This window comes from Streptomyces sp. LS-MS-L19 (assembly GCF_058382285.1).
On sequence record NZ_JBYCLL010000001.1, the window covers coordinates 6,082,139 to 6,102,423 of the forward strand.

At 72.9% G+C, this 20,285-nt stretch carries 12 protein-coding genes; 10 read left to right on the forward strand and 2 right to left on the reverse strand.

Features of this window, described 5'->3' with window-relative positions:
• Positions 1–71: 71 nt before the first annotated feature.
• Entirely contained in the window at positions 72–1,115 is a 1,044-nt protein-coding gene (locus AC2XR2_RS27285; RefSeq protein ID WP_491516537.1) for a serine hydrolase domain-containing protein, read from the reverse strand.
• A gap of 316 nt (positions 1,116–1,431) precedes the next feature.
• Here AC2XR2_RS27285 and AC2XR2_RS27290 point away from each other — a divergent pair, with 316 nt between their 5' ends.
• The 9 genes from AC2XR2_RS27290 (at position 1,432) to AC2XR2_RS27330 (ending at position 17,641) form a co-directional block, all read left to right on the forward strand.
• Positions 1,432–3,645, forward strand: coding sequence for a serine/threonine-protein kinase (locus tag AC2XR2_RS27290; protein ID WP_491516538.1), 2,214 nt, complete (start codon positions 1,432–1,434; stop codon positions 3,643–3,645).
• A 174-nt stretch (positions 3,646–3,819) separates the two neighbouring features.
• Positions 3,820–6,726, forward strand: coding sequence for a serine/threonine kinase C-terminal domain-containing protein (locus tag AC2XR2_RS27295; protein WP_491516539.1), 2,907 nt, complete (start codon positions 3,820–3,822; stop codon positions 6,724–6,726).
• A 152-nt stretch (positions 6,727–6,878) separates the two neighbouring features.
• Positions 6,879–8,501, forward strand: coding sequence for a serine/threonine-protein kinase (locus AC2XR2_RS27300; protein WP_449350233.1), 1,623 nt, complete (start codon positions 6,879–6,881; stop codon positions 8,499–8,501).
• Positions 8,502–8,602: 101 nt separating this feature from the next.
• On the forward strand, positions 8,603–10,345 hold the full coding sequence (locus AC2XR2_RS27305) for a serine/threonine-protein kinase (protein ID WP_491516540.1): 1,743 nt from the start codon (positions 8,603–8,605) through the stop codon (positions 10,343–10,345).
• 75 nt (positions 10,346–10,420) lie between these two features.
• On the forward strand, positions 10,421–11,992 hold the full coding sequence (locus AC2XR2_RS27310; RefSeq protein WP_491516541.1) for a serine/threonine-protein kinase: 1,572 nt from the start codon (positions 10,421–10,423) through the stop codon (positions 11,990–11,992).
• Positions 11,993–12,045: 53 nt separating this feature from the next.
• Positions 12,046–12,975 carry a DUF3710 domain-containing protein gene (locus tag AC2XR2_RS27315; RefSeq protein ID WP_491516542.1) on the forward strand — a complete coding sequence of 310 codons (930 nt, stop codon included), beginning with the start codon at positions 12,046–12,048 and terminating at the stop codon, positions 12,973–12,975.
• A 46-nt stretch (positions 12,976–13,021) separates the two neighbouring features.
• Positions 13,022–14,086, forward strand: coding sequence for a serine/threonine-protein kinase (locus AC2XR2_RS27320; RefSeq protein ID WP_491516543.1), 1,065 nt, complete (start codon positions 13,022–13,024; stop codon positions 14,084–14,086).
• A gap of 136 nt (positions 14,087–14,222) precedes the next feature.
• The gene (locus tag AC2XR2_RS27325; RefSeq protein ID WP_491516544.1) at positions 14,223–15,836 is read left to right on the forward strand and encodes a succinic semialdehyde dehydrogenase; all 1,614 of its coding nucleotides are present in this window, start codon (positions 14,223–14,225) and stop codon (positions 15,834–15,836) included.
• Between the two features lie 29 nt (positions 15,837–15,865).
• Complete coding sequence (locus AC2XR2_RS27330) at positions 15,866–17,641, forward strand: GMC family oxidoreductase N-terminal domain-containing protein (RefSeq protein ID WP_491516545.1); 1,776 nt, start codon at positions 15,866–15,868, stop codon at positions 17,639–17,641.
• Between the two features lie 120 nt (positions 17,642–17,761).
• Here AC2XR2_RS27330 and AC2XR2_RS27335 read toward each other — a convergent pair whose 3' ends face one another.
• Entirely contained in the window at positions 17,762–18,790 is a 1,029-nt protein-coding gene (locus tag AC2XR2_RS27335; protein WP_491516546.1) for an LPXTG cell wall anchor domain-containing protein, read from the reverse strand.
• 210 nt (positions 18,791–19,000) lie between these two features.
• On the opposite strand from AC2XR2_RS27335, the gene AC2XR2_RS27340 reads away from it, so the two are divergent.
• Positions 19,001–20,101, forward strand: coding sequence for a hypothetical protein (locus AC2XR2_RS27340; protein ID WP_381301540.1), 1,101 nt, complete (start codon positions 19,001–19,003; stop codon positions 20,099–20,101).
• Positions 20,102–20,285: the final 184 nt, after the last annotated feature.

Genomic DNA, 20,285 nt, shown 5'->3' on the forward strand with positions numbered 1-20,285 from the left:
GGGAGCGGGTTCGATCCGCATCACTCGAACGAGTGTCGTGGGGCGGGATCTTCGTTCGGAACCCGGTCGTTCTACGAGGTGCGGGGGCAGAACTCGGCGGCGAGCAGGGCCGGTTCGAGGTCGGGGTCTGCGACCGTCGTCGTGTTCACGCGGAAGGTGAGGACACGACGGCCGTCGACGGTGGCCGCGGTGCGCACGTAGCTGCCGGTGATACGGCCGTTGTGCCCCCACACCGTCGTGCCGCACGACAGCTTCACCGGGAACAGCCCCATGCCGTACCGGCCTTGTGCGGTGCGGGTGTCGGTCATCTCGTGCAGCCAGTACGGGGACAGCAGCCGGCCGCCGAACAGCGCCGCGTAGAAGCGGTCCAGGTCGGCGAGCGTGGTCACCAGCTCGCCCGCGGCCCCGGCCACCCGCGGGTCGAGCGCGGTGACGTCGGTTCCGTCGGTGGTGTAGGCGCGGCCGTGCGGGGAGGGGAGAGAGGTGCGTGAGCCGGGGAAGGAGGTGCCCGTCAGACGCAGCGGAGCGATGATGCGCCGCTCGGCCTCGGTGGCGTAGGAGGCGCCGGTGACCTGCTGGATCACCATGCCGAGCAGGACGTAGTCGGTGTTGGAGTAGGCGTAGCGGCCGAGGGCGGTCGGGGAGTGGGTGAGCGCGATCCGGACGGCTTGCACGGGAGTGACGGGGACCAGGCCCCCGGTGTCCGCGGCGAAGTCGCTCAGGCCGCTGGTGTGGGTGAGCAGGGAGCGCAGGGTCAGCGCGCGGCCGTCGTTGCCCGCGCCGCGCACCAGGCCGGGCAGATGCTGCTCCACGGTGTCGGACAGCTTCAGCCGTTGCTCCGCGGCGAGTTGGAGGACGACCGTGGCGATGAGGGTCTTGGTGACGCTGCCGGCGCGGAAGTGGTCGGCGCGGGCGATGCCGGTACCGGCGGACGCGTAGCGGGTACGGGTGCCGTCCTGGGCGAGCAGGGCCGCGGCCGGGGCGCCGCCCCGCGAGACCAGCAGCGGGAGCACGGTCTCCGCGGCCGTGCCCCGCTGCGCCGACAGCGCGGCCGGCGCGAGGGCGAGCAGCACCAGGCACACGAGGGCCGCCGCCGTCGCCCGCACCGATGCCATCGTGACTCCTCCCTTGTCGGGGTCCATCATGCAGGTCGGGGTCGGGGTCGGGGTCGGGGTCGGGGGCGGGGTCGGGGTGGGGGTGGGGTCGGGGTGGGGGTGGGGGCCACACCGGACGACGCACCTTGCGCAGTCACCCCGGACCACCGGGACAACACGCGTGCATCCGGCATATGCGTCGAGGTGAGGAAGGTGTCATCGGGGCGCCGGTTGACGGGGGGACCGGCCTGTGCGGCGCAGCTACCCCCTGGGCGTCGGGCACTTGTCGGGTGAGGGACAATGGAGGCTCTGTCAGGGCGGGTTCATGAGGGGACGCATGTCGGACGCGGAGCGGGCGGGAGCATCCCGGCAGAACGAGAGCGAGCGTCTCCTCGCCGGGCGGTACCGGCTGGGAGGAGTGCTCGGCCGCGGAGGCATGGGCACGGTGTGGCGCGCCGAGGACGAGACCCTGGGCAGGACGGTGGCCGTCAAGGAACTGCGGTTCCCGAACAGCATCGACGAGGACGAGAAGCGCCGGCTGATCACCCGCACGCTGCGGGAGGCCAAGGCGATCGCGCGGATCCGCAACACCAGCGCGGTGACCGTGTACGACGTGGTCGACGAGGACGACCGGCCGTGGATCGTGATGGAGCTCGTCGAGGGGAAGTCGCTCGCCGAGGTCATCCGGGAGGACGGCCTGCTGGAGCCCAAGCGCGCGGCGGAGGTGGGCCTCGCGATCCTCGACGTGCTCAGGTCCGCGCACCGTGAGGGCATCCTGCACCGGGACGTGAAGCCGTCCAACGTGCTGATCTCCGAGGACGGCCGGGTCGTGCTCACCGACTTCGGCATCGCCCAGGTCGAGGGCGACCCGTCCATCACCTCCACCGGCATGCTCGTCGGCGCCCCCTCCTACATCTCCCCGGAGCGGGCGCGCGGGCACAAGCCGGGCCCCGCGGCCGACCTGTGGTCGCTCGGCGGGCTGCTGTACGCGGCGGTCGAGGGCGCCCCGCCGTACGACAAGGGCTCCGCGATCGCGACGCTCACCGCGGTGATGACCGAGCCGCTGGAGGAGCCGAAGAACGCGGGACCCCTCAAGGACGTCATCTACGGCCTGCTCACCAAGGACCCCGCCCAGCGGCTCGACGACAGCCGCGCGCGGGCCATGCTCACCGCGGTGATCCACGCGCCCGAGCCGAAGCACACGGAGCCGGAGCCGCCGGCGGACGCGACCCGGGTGGTGCCGTTGCCGGCCCAGCCGGAGGAGCGGGCGGGCGCGGAGCGGTTGCGCGGGGCGCTGCGTTCCATGCGCAAGGCCGCCGGGGCGGCGGCGACGTCCGCGGCCGCGTCCCGGACCAAGTCCGGGGGCGGTACGGCGGGTTCGGGTACGGCGGGTTCTCGAACCGAGGGGTCCGGCACTCCGGGTTCGGGTGCGTCGACTCCGGGTGCGTCGACTTCGGGGGGCGGGAAGGTGCCCGCCCAGGCTTCCGAGGCCGCCGCTGCGGCTCCGGCGGCCGCCTCGGCGTCCGCGCCGGCCAAGCCCGCTCCGCCGTCTCAGCCGGCCCCGCCCAAGGCCGCTCCGGCGTCCTCGGCCCCGCCCGCGTCCTCGGTGTCGCAGGGCAAGGGCGCGGCGAGTGCGTCGTCCGCGGCCCCGGCATCCGCGGCGGGGGGCGCGGCCGGGGTGCGGGACGGGAAGACCCAGCAGGCCAACGCGGTGTCGGACGGGCGTAGTTCGGGGTGGCCCGTGATGACGCCGCCGCCGGACCTGGCGCCGAGGCCGGTGCCCCGGGCGCCGCTGACCGACGTGGTGCCGCGGCGCACCCTGGTGATCATCGCGGTGGTCGTGGCACTCGCGGTCATCGGCACCGTGCTGGCCCTCACGCTGGGCGGCGGGGACGACAGCAGCGACGGCGCCAAGGGCGGCGGCACCAAGGCGACGGCGAGCGCGGGCAGCAGTGCCGACACCAAGGAGGACGAGAGCGGGGGCACCAAGACCGACGGGGCCACCACCGGCTCCCCCTCCTCGGACACCGGTGCCGGCGCCGCGAACACCCCGAGCACCGAGGAGAGCTCCCGGAGTTCGGAAGGGTCCTCGGGCTCGGGCGGCTCCTCCGGCGGCAGTGCGGTCGCCTCGACGTACCGGGGGAGCCAGGGGTACTCGATAGGGCTGCCCGACGGGTGGAGCTTCCAGACCTCCAGCTCGGCGGGCGACCGGTTCACCGGGCCCGACGGGCAGAAGCTGCTCGTCGCCTGGACCAGCACGCCGAAGGGCGACCCGGTGGCGGACTGGGAGAACCAGGAGCGGGGCATGACCCGCTCGCAGTACACGAAGATCCGAATAGAGCAGGTGAGCTACCGCGGCTGGAACACGGCCGACTGGGAGTTCACCTATGTGGAGAGCGGGACGAAGTACCGGACGATCGACCGTGGATTCGTCGTCAACGGCCATCTCGGATATGCCTTGATGTACACGGCGAAAGCCGCGAACTGGGGCACTGAGCTGCGCAAGGACACATGGCAGACGCTCGCTCGCACCTTCGAACCGAAGTCGTGAGGGGCTGTGCGCCGAGCGGTCCCGTGTTTGGGCCGTGAGATGTTGAATCCCCTCTTTGCGGGTTGCCTCCGGCACGTATCGTGAGTGTTTGCGAACCGTCCGCATCCAGGTATGGGTACGGAACGGGCCGTATGGCGAACGGAATTGACCAACCGGGCGGCCGGGGGAGGCAACGTGGACGACTATGCGGGTCGGGTGCTCGCCGACCGCTACCGCCTGCCGCTGCCCCCCTCTGACGAGTACGAACTCACCGAGACGCGCGCCTTCGACACCTACAGCGGGCAGGAAGTCCTGGTCAGGCAGGTCCCGTTGCCCGAGGTCGTCGAGGCGGAGGTGCTCGACGCGGAGGGGCTGCCCGACGGGTTCACGGCCCGCGACCCGCAGGGTGGGCGACGGAGTCCGGGGCGGGGTGGTACGCGCCGGCCCACGGAACCCGCGGTGCGCAGGGCCGTCGAGGCGGCGCAGGCCGCCGCGCGGATACCCGACCATCCGCGGCTCGACCAGGTCTTCGACGTGTTCGCCGAGGGCGGTTCGCTGTGGATCGTGAGCGAGTGGGTGGCCGCGCGGCCGCTGGCGGCGCTGCTCGCCGAGAAGCCGCTGACGCCGTACCGGGCGGCCGAGGTCGCCTCCGACGTGCTGATGGCCCTGCGGGTGCTGCACGCGCACGGCTGGGTGCACCGCAACATCACCGCCCGCACGGTACTGGTCTGCGACGACGGCCGGGTGATGCTGACCGGCCTCGCCGTGGGCGCGGCCGAGGAGGCGCTGTGCGGGTATGACCCGGTGCCGGTCGAGGCGGGTGAATGGGGCTCCGGGGACGCGGAGTTCGGGGCCGGAACCGAGGACGGCGGGGCCGGTGGGCCAGGGGGCTTCCCTGGAACCGCGGGTGCGGGCGCGGGCGTTGCGCGGGCCGACGGCAGGGGGGTGACCGACGGGCGGGGTGTTCCGGTGGTCGCTCCGCCCGGTGGGCGTGGGGCAGCGGGGGTTTACCGGGTTCCCGGGCAGGGTGCGGGTGCCGCGGGCGAGGGTGCGGGCGGCGGGCGTACGGCGCTCGGCGGGGCCGGTGGGGCCGCGGCGGCCTTCGGGCTCGGTGCTGGTGCTGGTGCTGGTGCGCAGGGCGTGGGGCCGGGCGCGGGACTGGGGCCGGTCGGCGCGGGCGGTTTCGGCGGGGGTGACACCGACCCCGAGGCGGCTCGGCGGGCGGCGATCGAGGCGCGGGAGTCGCGGGGGCTGCCGAGCGCCGGGGTGGAGTCGTCCAACGGCGCCGGTTCCGCCGGGGCCTTGGTCCGACGGGATCCCGACGGTGGTACGGACATCAGGGCGGCGCGGGCGGGTGCGATCGCCGCGTATCGTGCGGGCGCGCGAGCAGCGGCCCGGGTCCAGGAGGCCCAGAACAGCCGAGCGGCCCTTCCGGGAGCCCGCCCGGCACCGGACACCGACCTTCCGGCGGCCGAGAGCAACGGGCCGGGACCGACTCAGCCTTCGTACCCGTCGGCGGGCGGTGCCGCCCAGGTGCCGTATCCCTATCCGAACGGTGGCGCGCAACCGCCCCAGGACACCGCGAACGGCATCGAGCACGTGCCCGGGAGTGTGTCGGCGGGGCAGATAGCCGACCCCTACGGTGTGCGGCCGGCCGCCTGGCACGGAGCCGCGCCGCGCGACGGCGTCGGTGGAATGACCAGGGGCGGCGCGGGCGGCGCCGTAGAGGGGCACGCGCCCGGTCTCGGTGCCGTACCCGCCGGTGGGCCCGGACCCGGGGATGTCGTGGATGCCGCTCCCACGCGGTGGGACGAGCTCACGCCCGCCGCCCCTGCCGCTCGCCGTGGCCCCGCCACCGCGCTCGCCGCGGAGCGGGCACGGCAGGCGCGGATGGCTGTGGTGGGGCCCGTCACCGAGCGGTGGGCGCCCGAGCAGGCCGGGCCGGTGCACGAGAACTGGCAGCTCGCCGCGCCCATCGGGCCCGCGACCGACCTGTGGGCCCTCGGAGCCCTGCTCTTCCGGGCCGTACAGGGGCACGCGCCCTATCCCGAGGAGTCGACGGCCGAGCTGGTGCAGCTGGTGTGCGCCGAGCCGCCCGCCTTCGCGGAGGAGTGCGGGCCGCTGCGGCCGGTCGTGGAGTCGTTGCTGCGGCAGGACCCCACCGAGCGCCTGGACTTCGAGGAACTGCGCGGCTGGCTGCGGTCGCTGGTGCGGTCCGCGCCCGAGCCGGAGGCCGGTGTCCATGTCGTGGCCGCGCCGCCCGTGGACACGAGTCGGTTGCCGATCGTGCGGCGCCGGGGCGAGTTGGTGCGCAGGCGGCGGGCCGGGCTGCCCGCGACCAGTGCGCACGGCCGGCACAAGCGGGCCCGGGAGGACGCCGGTGCCTCGCCGCGCCGCCTCGGCCGCAATCTGCTGCTGCTGATCCTGCTGGTGATGGCCGCGGCGATCGCGTACGCCATGTACTTCATGCCCAAGGCGGACCCCGACGACCAGGGCGCCGAGAAGACCGGTTCCACCAGCCAGGCCGGGCCCGCCCAGTCCCCGGACGCGAGCAGTGAGCCCCGGCCCGAGCAGACCACGCCCGAGCCGACCGCTCCCGAGCCGTCGCGGTCCAGCGCCGCCGCCGAGACGCAGACCGCCGGGCCCGAGGTCGCCGACGGCTTCACCGTGCGCACGGACCCCGAGGGCTTCAAGGTCGCCGTGGCCAACGGCTGGGACCGCACCCCGAGGAACGGCCGCGGTCAGGTGGTGTACTCCCAGGGCGACTTCGAGCTGATCGTCGTACCCGGGCGGGACACCGCGGCGGCGAACGGTGACGACCCGATGGCCTACCAGCGCGAGAAGGAACCCGAGCTCCAGCCGTACCGCGACTCCAGCTGGGCCACCGCCACCGGGCTGAAGTCGATCCAGGTGGGGACCAGGAGCATGGCCGAGGGGCAGTTCACCTGGACCGACGACGGGCGTGAACTGTACGTGCGCAACCTCGCGATCCTGAGCGGCGGCAAGTACCACGTGGTGCAGGTGCGCGGTCCGGAGGCGGAGCGGGACGAGGTGACCCGGCTGTACGAGCAGGCGTCGGCCACGTACCAGGTGACCGGCTGACGGACGCCCCACCGGCGCCCCGGGTTCACTGCGGCTTCGCGGAAGCGACAACCGTCACAGTGAGGTCTCCTTGACGCCCCCCTGGTTCCCCTCGGCTCGGGCCGGTCCTTAGTCTGACTGCGTCAAGAGCATTGCGGGGCAACGTGAATCAGATGCAGGGCCAGCTCCTCGCGGGGCGCTACCGGCTCGCCGACCCGATAGGCAAGGGCGGCATGGGCCGCGTCTGGCGTGCCCACGATGAGGTGCTGCACCGGGCCGTGGCGATCAAGGAGTTGACCGCCGCGCTCTACGTTTCCGAGAGCGACCAGGCCGTGCTGCTCGCCCGCACCCGCGCCGAGGCCCGCGCGGCCGCCCGGATCAACCACTCCGCCGTCGTCACCGTGCACGACGTGCTGGACCACGACGGCCGGCCCTGGATCGTGATGGAGCTGGTCGAGGGCCGCTCGCTGGCCGACGCCGTCAAGGAGGACGGCCGGGTGGAGCCGCGCGAGGCCGCCCGGATCGGGCTGTGGGTGCTGCGAGCCCTGCGCGCCGCGCACTCCGCCGGCGTCCTGCACAGGGATGTGAAACCCGGCAACGTCCTGCTCGCCCGGGACGGCCGCGTCCTGCTCACCGACTTCGGCATCGCCCAGATCGACGGCGACACCACCATCACCCGCACCGGAGAGGTCGTCGGCTCGGTCGACTACCTCGCCCCCGAGCGGGTCCGCGGCGCCGACCCCGGGCCCTCCGCCGACCTGTGGGCCCTGGGTGCGACGCTGTACACGGCGGTCGAGGGCCGCTCACCGTTCCGCCGCACGACCCCGCTGACGACCATGCAGGCCGTCGTCGAGGAGGATCCCGCCGCGCCGGTCAACGCCGGTGCGCTGGGGCCCGTGCTCGCCGCGCTGCTGCGCAAGGATCCGGCCGACCGGCCGAGCACGGCGCAGGCCGAGCAGCTGCTCGCCGAGGCGGCGGAGGGGCAGCGACCGGCGGCTGCGCAGGCGTATGTGCCGACGGGGGCGGTGCGGTACGAGCCGGAGAGCGCGACCCGCGGTGCCGGCACCGGCACCCACACCCGGGCGGTGCAGACGGCCGCTGCCACGCCCTACCCGCCGGTCACGGCCGCGCCCGTGCGGCGGAAGCGACACCGCCTGCGCACGTTCGCCCTGGTCGTCGCCCTCGCGGTGATCGTCGGGGCGGGTGCGGTGGTCGCGTTGCAGCAGTTCGGTACGGACAGCGCCACCGGGTCCGGCCCCTCGACGCAGACCCCGAGCGCCACCGCGACCGAGTCGGACGGACAGCCCGGGGTTCCCGCCGGCTGGCAGCGCCACAACGATCCGGCGGGTTTCACCATCTACCTGCCCCCGGGATGGCAGCGGTCCATCTCCATCGACGAGGACGGCCTCACGCAGGTCGACTACTCGCCCGACAAGGGCAAGCACCTCGTGCGGGTCGCCGTCGACACCGCCCCGGACTTCACCAGCTCGTACGAGCACATGAGCAACCTGGACGCGCAGATCTCGGACCTGAAGAACTACACGCGGCTGAGCCTCAAGAAGGTGCTCTTCCGCGACCTGCCGGGCGCGCGCTGGGAGTACACGTGGGATGCGCTGGCAAAGGACCCGCCGCATTACTTCGCGGCCCCCTACCGTGCCATCGACGTCGGGTTCATGGAACGCGACGGCACCGAATACGCCATCTACGCGTCGTCACCGACCGCCGACTGGGCCACCACCCGCAAGGACTTCGACTGGATCCTGCGGAGCTGGCAGGAGGCCGAAGCGAAGGGGTGAGAACATCACGCCTTCGACGGAGCGAACCGTCGGTGGCGTTCGTTTCACTTGGCCGGTCGCCGTCCCGGAGGGGGTTCGTCCGCTGGGGCATGATGGGGCGCATGGGGACCGAGGGGGACACCTTCCGTGTGATCGCGAGCCGTTATCGCCTGGAGGCGAGGATCGGGCGCGGCGGGATGGGCGTGGTGTGGCGGGCGACGGACCAACTGCTCGGCCGGCAGGTCGCCGTCAAGGAGATCCCCCTCGACGAGACCCTCTCCGCCGAGGACGCGAGGCTCCAGCGCGACCGCACGCTGCGTGAGGCCGGTGCGGTCGCCCGGCTGCGCCACCCGCACATCATCGTCGTGCACGACGTCGTCGAGCAGGACGAACGGCCCTACATCGTCATGGAGTTGATCGACGGCGGCTCCCTCGCCGAGCGGATCTCCGCCGACGGGCCCGTCGACGCCCGCGAGGCCGCCCGGATCGGCGCCGACCTGCTGAGCGCGCTGCGCGCCGCGCACCAGGCCGGGGTGCTGCACCGGGACATCAAGCCCGCCAACGTCCTCGTCGAGTCCGGCACCGGCCGGGTCGTCCTCACCGACTTCGGCATCGCCCAGGTCGCGGGCGCCACCACGCTCACCGAGACCGGCTCCTTCGTCGGCTCGCCCGAGTACACGGCGCCGGAGCGGATGTCCGGGACCAGGACCGGTCCGGAGGCCGACCTGTGGTCGCTGGGCGCGCTGCTCTGCACGGCCCTCAGCGGCGAATCCCCGTTCCGCCGCGACTCGTTGGGCGGCATCCTGCACGCCGTCGTCATCGACGAGATCCGGCCGCCCGCGCAGGCCGCGCCGCTCCTTCCCGTCATACGGGGGCTGCTGGAGCGCGATCCCGAGCGCCGCCTGGACGCGGTGGAGGCGGAGCGGATGCTGCGGGCGTTCCTGGAGACGGGCCGCACCCCGCCGCGCCGGACGCCCGAACGCCCGTACCCACCGACCGAACGCGACCTTCCGCTACGGCGGTCCCCGGCACAGCGCGCTGCTTCGGCACGGCGGTCCCAGGAACGGCGGGATTCCTCGTCACAGCGGTCCCAGGAGCAGCGGGATGCCTCGCCACGGCGGTCCCAGGAGCAGCAGGATGCCTCGCTACGGCGGTCCCCGGCGTCGTCGGCGAGCGGCGGGGCCGGAGTCCCGGCGCGGTCGAGGCGGGGCGTGCTCATGGCGGCGCTGCTGGTCGCCGCGCTGGCGGGGGCGGGGGTGTCGGCGGCGGTACTGCTGACGCACCGGGGCGGGGAGGGCCGTACGACGACGAGCAGTTCGGCGCCCGGGACACCGGTCGGCACCACCCCGCGCACGTCGGCGGGCACCTCGCCGACAGCGCCCACGAGCCCTTCCGCCAGGCCGCCCGCGGTGACGCTCCCCTCCGCCCCCTCCGGCTACCGGGTCGCCGAGGACCCCGCCGGGTTCGCGCTCGCCGTGCCGGACGGGTTCACCCGTGAGCCGCAGGGCGAGCGCGTCTTCTACCTGTCGCCGGGGGAGACCTTCCGGCTCGGCGTCAAGGTCACCGAGCCCCAACCCGGCGGCCCGCTGGGCGTGATGCGCCGCGCGGCCGCCAAGGGGCCGGACAGCAACCCCGGTTACCGGGCCGGCCGGGTCACCTCGGTCACGCACCGCGGACACCCCGCCGCTCTCTGGGAGTTCACCTGGGACGGCTTCAGCGCGACCGAGGGCGCCCGGCACACCTACGACGTGTGCTGGGAGGAGAACGGGCGGCTGTACGACGTGTGGGTCTCCGCGCCGGTCGGCAAGGTGCGGGAGGCGAAGGAGTACTTCGACGTGGCCGTCGACACCTTCACGGTGACGTAGGGATACGTCACGGGTGTGTGACCGGAATGCGTCCCCTCTGGATGCGCGCGTGCCTGGCGCGATATGGATGAACCCATGAGCAGCAGCGGGGGAGTCGGCCACGAGTCCGACGAGACGACGAGTTACGTTCTGCAACCGCCCAGACCTCCTCAGCCGGAGTCGGGTGCGGGGCGCCTCATAGCCGGCCGGTACCGGCTGCTCGCCAAGCTCGGGCACGGCGGGATGGGCACGGTGTGGCGGGCCCAGGACGAGACCGTGGACCGTGAGGTGGCCGTCAAGGAACCCCGCGTCCCGGACCATCTTCCCGAACGCGAACGAGGGAACGCCTTCGAGCGGATGCGGCGCGAGGCCCGCGCGGCGGCCCGGCTGGACCACCCCTCCGTCGTGAACGTGCACGACGTGGCGGTCGTGGACGGCCGGCCGTGGATCGTGATGGAGCTGGTGCGGGGGCGCTCGCTGGGCGACGCCTTGCAGGAAGGCACCCTCGGGGCCCGCGAAGCGGCGAGAATCGGCCTGGAGGTGCTCGGCGCCCTGGAGGCCGCGCATGCGGCGGGCATCCTGCACAGGGATGTGAAACCGGACAACATCCTGCTCGGCCGCCACGACCGGGTCGTCCTCACCGACTTCGGCATCGCCCAGATCGAGGGCGAGACCAACCTGACCGACACCGGCGGCTTCGTCGGCTCGCCCGAGTACATCGCCCCGGAGCGGGTGCTGGGCCAGCGCCCCGGACCCGCCTGCGACCTCTGGTCGCTCGGCGTGGTCCTGTACGCGGCGACCGAGGGCGTCTCGCCGTTCCGCCGCAGCAACACCCCGGCCACCCTCCAGTCCGTCCTCAACGCCATCCCCGCACCGCCCGCCGCCGCGCCCGGCCCGCTCGCCGACGCCATCAACGGCCTCCTCCAGAAGGACCCGGCGCGCCGCCCGACCGCCGCGCAGGTCAGGGCGCTCCTGGAGGCCACCGCCAACCCGCCGGCCCCGGAGCCCACGGAGATCGTGCGGACCGTGGAGGTCCCGGCGGGCGGCGGCCTGCGGCTGGGCCGCAAGACGCTGCTCGGCCTCGGGGCGGCGGTCGTCGCGGCCGCGGTGGCGGCGTATCTGGTGATCGCGGACCCCTTCGCGGGACCGCTCCCGGACGGCTGGACGAAGAAGCACACCAAGGACGTGGCCGCGACGCTGGCGGTACCGGCCGGCTACCAGCCCACCACGCCCGACCGGAAGACGGACAAGACCCACTGGATCACGTACTCCGACTACAGCGGCGCCATCTGGATCGGCCTGAGCCTGGACCGGAAGGCCGAGGACACCGCGCACGACATCGCGGGGTCCGCGGCGGCCGAGATGTACGACGACGACAGCCGGTTCAAGGAGAGCGGCGACTACGACCTCAGCATGCCGGACACCGCGAGGACCCGGCCCGAGGAGAAGACCTACCAGGGCGCCAAGGCCGCCGGGAACACCGTCACCTACACCACCACCGACAGCCAGAACCCCCGCCCTCGCGAACTCCAGATCTTCTACTACCGCACCACCGGCGGCGACATGTACAAACTCACCGTCAGCTACCCGGGCAAGGGCGACTTCACCGCCCGGGGGCGTGAGGTGGCGCGGACGGCCATCGCGAATCTGGGGGTGGACCGGCTCTGAGCGGATCCGGGCCGACGGCCGACGGCGACGGGGCCGGGCGCCCGGTCGGTGGCATGGGCGAGGCGGGCAGGGCGGCGCAGGCCGTCGTCGCGCAGTACGTGCGGGACGGGTTCCTCACGCCGGAGAGCGTGGCGCGTGCCGAGTTCGACGTGTGGGACCGGACGACGCCGGGCCGGGTGCTGCTCGTCGCCGTGCAGGTGGTCCTCGCACTGCGGCAGGAGGACGGCCGGACCGACCTCGGCCGTCCGGTGCCCGGACTGGACGCGGAGGACGCGGAGCTGATGATCAGGACCCTGCTGCGGGACCCGGCGGCGGCTCCGGAGACCTCTCGCCGCGACCTCATCACCCTTGACCGGCTGCTGGAGCTGCTGGCCTCCTTGATCGCCGAGGAATCGCTGTCCGAGGAAGAGGTCGAGGCCCTGCTGGAGGCCGCGGAGGAGGGCTGTCTTGCCGTCGGACCGTGGGACGAGAGCGACGACCGTCGGCCCCGTGATGTCGAACTGACCGATCTCGGTGGCCTGTTGGTGCCGACGGAGCCCGGTCTGAAGATCGAGCTGATGCGGTCGCGCGAAGACGGCTCCCTCGCCGGTGTCACCCTCGTCCGTGGCCGGACCGCGATCCAGCTCCAGGCGTTCCGTGCGCTCGGGGACACCTCCTGGGCGACCGTCCGTGCCGATCTGGCCCGTACGATGCGCGGCCGGGGCGGTTCCGCGGAGGAGCGCGTCGGCCCCGCGGGGCCCGAACTCCAGGCCGTCGTACGGATCCAGGGACCTCCCGGCAAGGACCGTCAGACCGTGCGGGTGCTGGGCGACGACGGCCCGGGGTGGATCCTGCGCGGCTTCGTGACAGGCCTCGGCGCGGAGCCCGACAGCACGGAGGAGTGGCCCTACGACACCTTTCAGGGGACCGTCGTCCGGATGCCCGCCGATCCTCTGTCCACCGACCCCCTGATCCGGCTGCGGTTGCCGGATGCGGGTCGCTGAGCCCGCCGCTTAGACAAGGGCATGACCCGCACGGTACTCATGTGCCATGAGTGAAGACGGCGAACTCCCGTCCGGCGGACGTCTGATCGGTGGGCGGTACCGGCTCGTCGAGCGGGTCGGGGCCGGGCCGAGCGGCACGGTGTGGCGGGCTCACGACGAGCAGGACGACCGGTACGTCGCCGTCAAGGAGCCGCGTCTGACCGGTGATCCGGAGGACGAGGAGCGGCGGCGGGCCGTGCAGCGGCTGCCGCACGAGGCGCGCGCCGCGGCGTGGGTCGACCATCCGTCGGCCGTCGCCATTCACGACGTACTCCTCGAGGACGAACTGCCCTGGATCGTCATGGAGTTGGTGGCGGGCGAGTCGCTGGACGCCGCTCTCGCGGCCCGCGGGCCGCTGTCCGACGCGGAGGCGGCCCGGGTCGGGCTCGCCGTCCTGGGGGCGCTCCACGCCGCCCACGGGGTCGGCATCGTCCACCGGGACCTCAAGCCGGCCAACGTCCTCCTCGAAGCGGGCAGTGGACGCGTCGTCGTCACCGACTTCGGGATCGGCGGCGCCGGGCACGCCGGTGCCCGGGAGACCTCCGCCGGGTTCGTCGCCCCGGAGTGCGCGTCCGGGCCCGGCGCCGGGCCCGCTTCCGACCTGTGGTCGTTGGGGGCCGTGCTCCGGGTGGCCGTGGCGGACGTCCGGCCCGGTCCGCTGGGGACCCTGCTGGAGCGCCTCCTCGTGCCCGAGCCGGAGCAGCGGCCCCTGGCGGAGGAGGTCGCCCGGACACTGGCCGAGGTCGCCGGGGCACGTGTGCCGGGGTGGGCCGTGGCAGCGCAGCGGGCGGGCTCCGAGGCGCCGGCCGCGGTGGCGGACGCCGTACCGGATGCCGGTGCGCACGCCGCGACGCCGGATCCCGCGCTCGTGGGCTCCGGCGCGCAAGCCGCCCCGGCGGATCCCGCGCTCCTCGGCTCCGGCGCGCACGCCGCGACGGCGGACTCCGCATCCGCCGCTCCGCCGACCGCCCCCCGTCCCGGACCCGACCCCCAGCCCGAGCCCCAGCCCCGCCGTCTCACCGCCCTCTCCGCCTTCGGCCTGCTCCTCCAGAAAAAACCGGAGCGCGGCTGAGCGGTGCTGATCGCCGCCCCCCAATGCCCTGATCAGCACATTCCCTGCCAGTCATCACTGGCGAAGTGTGCGTACTCCGTGAACGCCCGTTACTGACGGGTACCCAAAGCCCCCCGTCCCGAATACCCTGCGGCTCATGACGGACGCGCAGGCCCCGGCCAAGACCGGCACCAACCCCCTCGCCCCCGCCCCTGAGGGCGCCCGCACCGCGGCCGACGTGGTCACCCCGGAGCTGGTCGCCCAGCTCACCAAGGGTGTCGTCGGCTCCGGTCGTACCGCGAACCACACGCCGTTCACCGGCGAGAAGCTGGCCGACCTGCCCGAGTCCACCCCCGAGGACGTGGCGAAGGCCTACGAGGCGGCCCGCGCGGCGCAGGCGGTGTGGGAGCGCACGCCGGTGCGGCAGCGCGCGGCCGTCCTGCTGCGCTTCCACGACCTGGTCCTGGAGCGCCAGGCCGAGGTCCTCGACCTCATCCAACTGGAGACCGGCAAGGCCCGCCTGCACGCCCACGAGGAGGTGCAGGCCGTCGCGGTCGCGGCCCGGCACTACGGCCGCAAGGCCCCCGCCTACCTCAGGCCCAAGCGGCACACCGGTGCCGTGCCCACCCTCACCAAGGTCACCGAACTGCGCCACCCGCGCGGGGTCGTCGGCCAGATAGCCCCCTGGAACTACCCGCTCGAACTGTCCGTCGGCGACGCGCTCCCCGCCTTCGTCGCGGGCAACGCGGTCGTGATGAAGCCCGACACCGAGACCTGCCTGACCGCCCTGTGGGCCCGTGACCTGCTGATCGAGGCCGGACTCCCCGCCGAGGTCTTCCAGGTCGTCCTCGGCGACGGCCCGGTCGTCGGCCCCGAGGTCGTCAAGCACGCCGACTACGTCTCCTTCACCGGCTCCACCCGCACCGGCCGCGAGGTCGCCCAGGGCGCCGCCGCCCGCCTGGTCGGGGTCTCCCTCGAACTCGGCGGCAAGAACGCCATGCTGGTCCTCGAGGACGCCGACATCGAGAAGGCCGCCGCCGGAGCCGTCCGCGCCTGCTTCTCCTCCGCCGGCCAACTCTGCATCTCCATCGAGCGGTTGTACGTCCACGAGTCGATCGCCGACGCCTTCGTCGAGCGCTTCGCCGCCCGCACCAAGGCCATGCGCCTGGGCACCTCCCTCGCCTACGGCGCCGACATGGGCTCCCTGGTCGGCGAACGCCAGCTGGAGACGGTCACCCGGCACGTCGAGGAGGCCGTCGAGAAGGGCGCCGAGCTCGTCGTCGGCGGCGTCGCCCGCCCCGACATCGGCCCGTACTTCTTCGAGCCGACCATCCTCGACGGCGTCACCGAGCCGATGGCCGTGTGCGCCGAGGAGACCTTCGGCCCGGTCGTCTCCATCTACCGCTTCAAGACCGAGGACGAGGCGATCGAGCTCGCCAACTCCACGCCGTACGGCCTGAACTCCTCGGTGTGGACGAAGGACGGCAAGCGCGGCCGCGAGGTCGCCTCCCGGGTGCGCGCCGGCACCGTCAACGTCAACGAGGGCTACGCCTCCGCCTACGGCAGCGTCCAGTCCCCGATGGGCGGCATGAAGGACTCCGGCCTCGGCCGCCGCCACGGCTCCGAGGGCATCCTCAAGTACACCGAGGCCCAGACGATCGCCCAGCAGCGGCTCCTGCCGATGGCGCCCTCCCTGGGCATGGACGACGAGAAGTACGCCCAGTTCATGAGCCGAAGCCTGCGGCTGATGAAGGCATTCCGGTTCAAGTAAGCACACCCGGTTCTCAACGAGGAGAGCACGTGCCCCAGGACACCTACGACTACGACGTCATCGTCGTCGGCTCCGGCTTCGGCGGCAGCGTCACCGCCCTGCGCCTCACGGAGAAGGGCTACCGCGTAGGTGTCCTGGAAGCCGGCCGCCGCTTCACCCGCGAGACCCTCCCCAGGAACTCCTGGGACCTGAAGAACTACCTCTGGGCCCCCAAGCTGGGCATGTACGGCATCCAGCGCATCCACCTGCTCGGCAACGTCATGGTCCTCGCGGGCGCGGGCGTCGGCGGCGGTTCCCTCAACTACGCCAACACCCTCTACGTCCCCCCGAAGCCCTTCTTCGAGGACCCCCAGTGGCGTGACATCACCGACTGGCAGGAGGAGCTCAAGCCGTACTACGACCAGGCCCGCCGCATGCTCGGCGTCCGGCTCAACCCGACGATGACCCCCTCCGACGTCCACCTCAAGGCGGCCGCCGAGCGGATGGGCGTCGGCGACACCTTCCACATGGCCCCGGTCGGCGTCTTCTTCGGCGACGGCGAGGACGCGGACGGCACGCGCAAGGCAGCCCCCGGCCGGCAGGTCGAGGACCCCTACTTCGGCGGCGCGGGCCCCTCCCGCAAGGCGTGCGTGGAGTGCGGCGAGTGCATGACCGGCTGCCGGCACGGCGCGAAGAACACCCTCAACGAGAACTACCTCCACCTCGCCGAGAAGGCGGGCGCGGTCGTCCACCCCCTCACCACGGTTGTCTCGGTCACCGACGACTCCCAGGGCGGCTACGCGATCGCGACCCTCCCCACCGACGACCGCAAGGCCAAGGGCCGCACCTTCAAGGCCCGCCAGGTCGTCCTCGCCGCCGGCACCTACGGCACCCAGACCCTCCTGCACCGCATGAAGGCGGGCGGGCAGCTGCCGTACATCTCGGAGAAGCTGGGCGAGCTCACCCGCACCAACTCCGAGGCCCTGGTGGGCGCCCAGACCGACAACCGCCGCTACCGCAAGGCCACCGGCACACCCAAGGTCGACTTCACCCGGGGCGTCGCCATCACGTCCTCCATCCACCCGGACGAGAACACCCACATCGAGCCGGTCCGCTACGGCAAGGGCTCCAACTCGATGGGCGGCCTCTCGATCCTCCAGGTGCCGTACGCGGAAGGCTCGTCGAGGGTCATGGGCTGGCTCGCGAACGCCGCGAAGCACCCCCTGCTCGTCCTGCGCTCCCTCTCCAACCGCCGCTGGTCGGAGCGGACCATCATCGGCCTGGTCATGCAGTCGCTGGACAACTCCCTGACGACGTACCTGAAGCCGGACGGCGTCGGCAAGGGCCTGCTCACCGCCCGCCAGGGCCACGGCGCCCCCAACCCCAAGCAGATCAGGGCCGCTTCGGAGGCCGCGTCCGCCGTCGCCGCCGACATCAACGGCTTCGCCGGCTCCAACGTCGGCGAGCTCATGGGCACCCCCCTAACCGCCCACTTCCTCGGCGGCTGCGCCATCGGCTCCTCCCGCGAGACCGGCGTCATCGACCCGTACCACCGGCTCTACGGCCACCCCGGGATCTCGGTCGTGGACGGCGCCGCGGTCTCCGCGAACCTCGGCGTGAACCCCTCGCTGACCATCACCGCGCAGGCCGAGCGCGCGATGTCGTTCTGGCCCAACAAGGGCGAGCAGGACCCGCGTCCGGCCCAGGGCGAGGCGTACGAGCGCCTCAACCCCGTCGAGCCCAAGTCCCCGGCGGTCCCGGCGGAGGCCTTCGGCGCACTGAAGCTGCCGTTCCTGGGGATACCGGCGGTCCCGAAGAAGTCGTAGCGCCGGAAGAGACCCCAGAGCCGTACAGAACAAGAAGAAGGACCTGCACCCCCCTCCGAGCGCAGGTCCTTCTCTTTTTCTTGCGTCAAGCCGTGTTTACGGCTTGTGCGGTGCTACGACTCAGGCGTGGGCGCCGGTCGCGCCCTTGCGCCGCTTCATCGCGAAGACCACACCGGTACCGGCGACGACGGCGAAGCCGCCGACCAGGCCGATGACCGGCAGGGCCGAGTCGGCACCGGTGTCGGCGAGCTTGCCGTCCACGTCGACGTCGTTGACGTCCGAGATGGCGCTCTTGCCGCCGGTCTGCGGCTTGGCGTCGCCCGGCTTGCCCGCGTCGGAGCCGGCCGGCAGGACCTCGAAGTAGTAGATGCCGTAGTTCTCGTCCTCGGAGACCCAGCAGCCCTGCTCGTCGGAGTACTCGGCGAGGCCGATGGCGATGCCGATCGCGCTCGGCACCTCACGGTCGACCTTCACCCGCAGCTGGTAGCTGACGGAGTCGCCGCCGTCCAGGCTGAAGGAGTTGAACGCGCCGCCCTCGCCGAACTGGGTGGCCACGTCGACCCAGGAGCCGCCCTTCTTCACCTGCACGGTGACCAGGTCGCTGTAGTCCTTCTCGAAGTCCCAGTCGACCGCGCCGACACCGAGGTAGGGCTGGATGCCCTTGATGGTGTCGTCGCCGGAGTTGTTGACGTTGAACTTGAAGTTCGTCCAGCCGCTGCCGGCCACGATGGACTCGGGCAGACCGGTCAGCGAGCTGTGCAGCACGTCGCTGTCCTCGATGACCGGGTCGCCGTCCTCGTCGACCGTGCACTCGTCGCCGGGCTCGCCGCTCTCGCTCGCGGAGGGGCTGCTGGTGGCGGAGGCCGAGCCGGTGGGGCTCGTCGAGGGGCTGCTGCTGGTGGTGGCCGAGCTGGAGGCGCCGGTGGTCGGGCTGCCGGTGGCGGGCGTGGTCGCCGGGTCCGCCGGGGTCGAGTCCGGGGCCGCCGGGGTGCTCGCGGGGTCGGTCGGCGTGGCGTCGGCGGCGGGCGTGCTCTCGGTCGCGGTCGGCGTGGGGGTCTCGTCCGCGAACGCGCTGGGCGCGGCGAACAGGGCCAGCGGCGCTATCGCGGCGGTCGCGGCCGCGGCGGCCAGTGCACGACGAAGCTTCATGAAGACCTCGGAAGTCAGGTGTGCTGCGCTGTCCGCAACACGTGTAGGAGGCCTCCGCGTGTGGGGCGCGGGTGGGGCCCGTGGTTCGTGAGGTTTGATCCACGCCGAGTGGGAAAGGTTGTGCGGTCATTCACAGAAAACTTATGTGGTCTGAGTCACATACCAGTTCGCCTTGTGAACACGCTTTCTGAGGCCCTAGAACTGACCCACGTGTCAGAAGACCCCAAGATCCCGGATGACGTCTGGGAACAATTCGCCCGTGACACCGAACGGGACATCAAGGACTCCGCCCCCAAGGAGCCTTCCGCGCGCGCCCGTGAAGTGGCCGAGCGGCTGCGGCGCCAGGAAGCGCGCGGGGAGCTGCCGGAGGGCTGGCGCACCGGGCCCGCCTGGCAGCGGAAGAAGAGCCGACGGGGCTTGTGGGGCGTCCTCGGCGTCGCCCTCGCGGTCGTGGTGGCCGTCGTGGCGGTGAAGCCGTCGCTGGTGCCGGGCGACCCCTTCGGCAGCGGGACCGGCTCGGAGTCCGCCTCCTCCCCGCTGCCCGAGGAGACCGCGGCCCCGACCACGGCCCCGGGTGCCGTGGACCCCGAGATCCCCACCCTGGACGACCCCTTCGCCGGCTCGCCGGCCAAGCAGTGGGCCGACGGCGAGGCCGGGATCGTCGTACCGAAGGCGAAGGCCGTCGCAGGTCAGTCCGCGGCCAAGGTCGGCCAGGCCCTGGAGCTGACCAGGAAGCTCCTGGTCGAGTCCAACCTCGATACGGGCACCCTGCGCGGCGAACGTCCCACCGAGGCGCTGTCCCTCCTGGACCCCAAGCAGGACGACGTCCTCAAGCGGCTGAAGACCGGCCTGAGCAAGCCGGACAAGGACCACGACCCGCTGTCGATGTTCAGCCGCTTCGATCCCGCCGAGGTCCGGCTGGTCGGTGACGTGGTCAAGCTGCGGGGCCGTATGACGTTCAAGGCGGGCGAGCACGCCTCGGTGGCCGTGCACGCCGACTACACCTTCGTCTACCCGGTCGTGCGCACCGACGGCACCACCGAGGTGACCCGCACGATCGTCCGCCGGGTCCTCGACGTCGAACTGCCCGACCCGACGAAGTACCAGGTCACCCCGGGCAAGCTCACCGTCCTGCGCTACGACGAGAGCGCCGGCAACACGTCCTGCGACGTGTACGACGGCTTCCTGCACCCGGAGTTCTCCTCGACGGAGCCCACCGACCCGGCGCCCTCGGGGCCGACGCGGGACCCGTACGACCGCAGCGAGGACATCGGCCGGGCCAAGGACTGCGGGACGGTGTCCCGGGTCTGACCGTCCGCTGCCCGCACGCAGGCGAAGGGCCCCGCGGGACGGAGCCGCGGGGCCCTTCTTTCGTCAGCACCGACGTCAGGGCAGCGCCGGTGCCTGGGAGCGGCGCCGGGGGGTTGCGCCGCTTGCTCCTGGCGCCCTGGTCACCTGCCGTGCGCACGGTCGGCTCCCCGGCGCACAAGGGGCG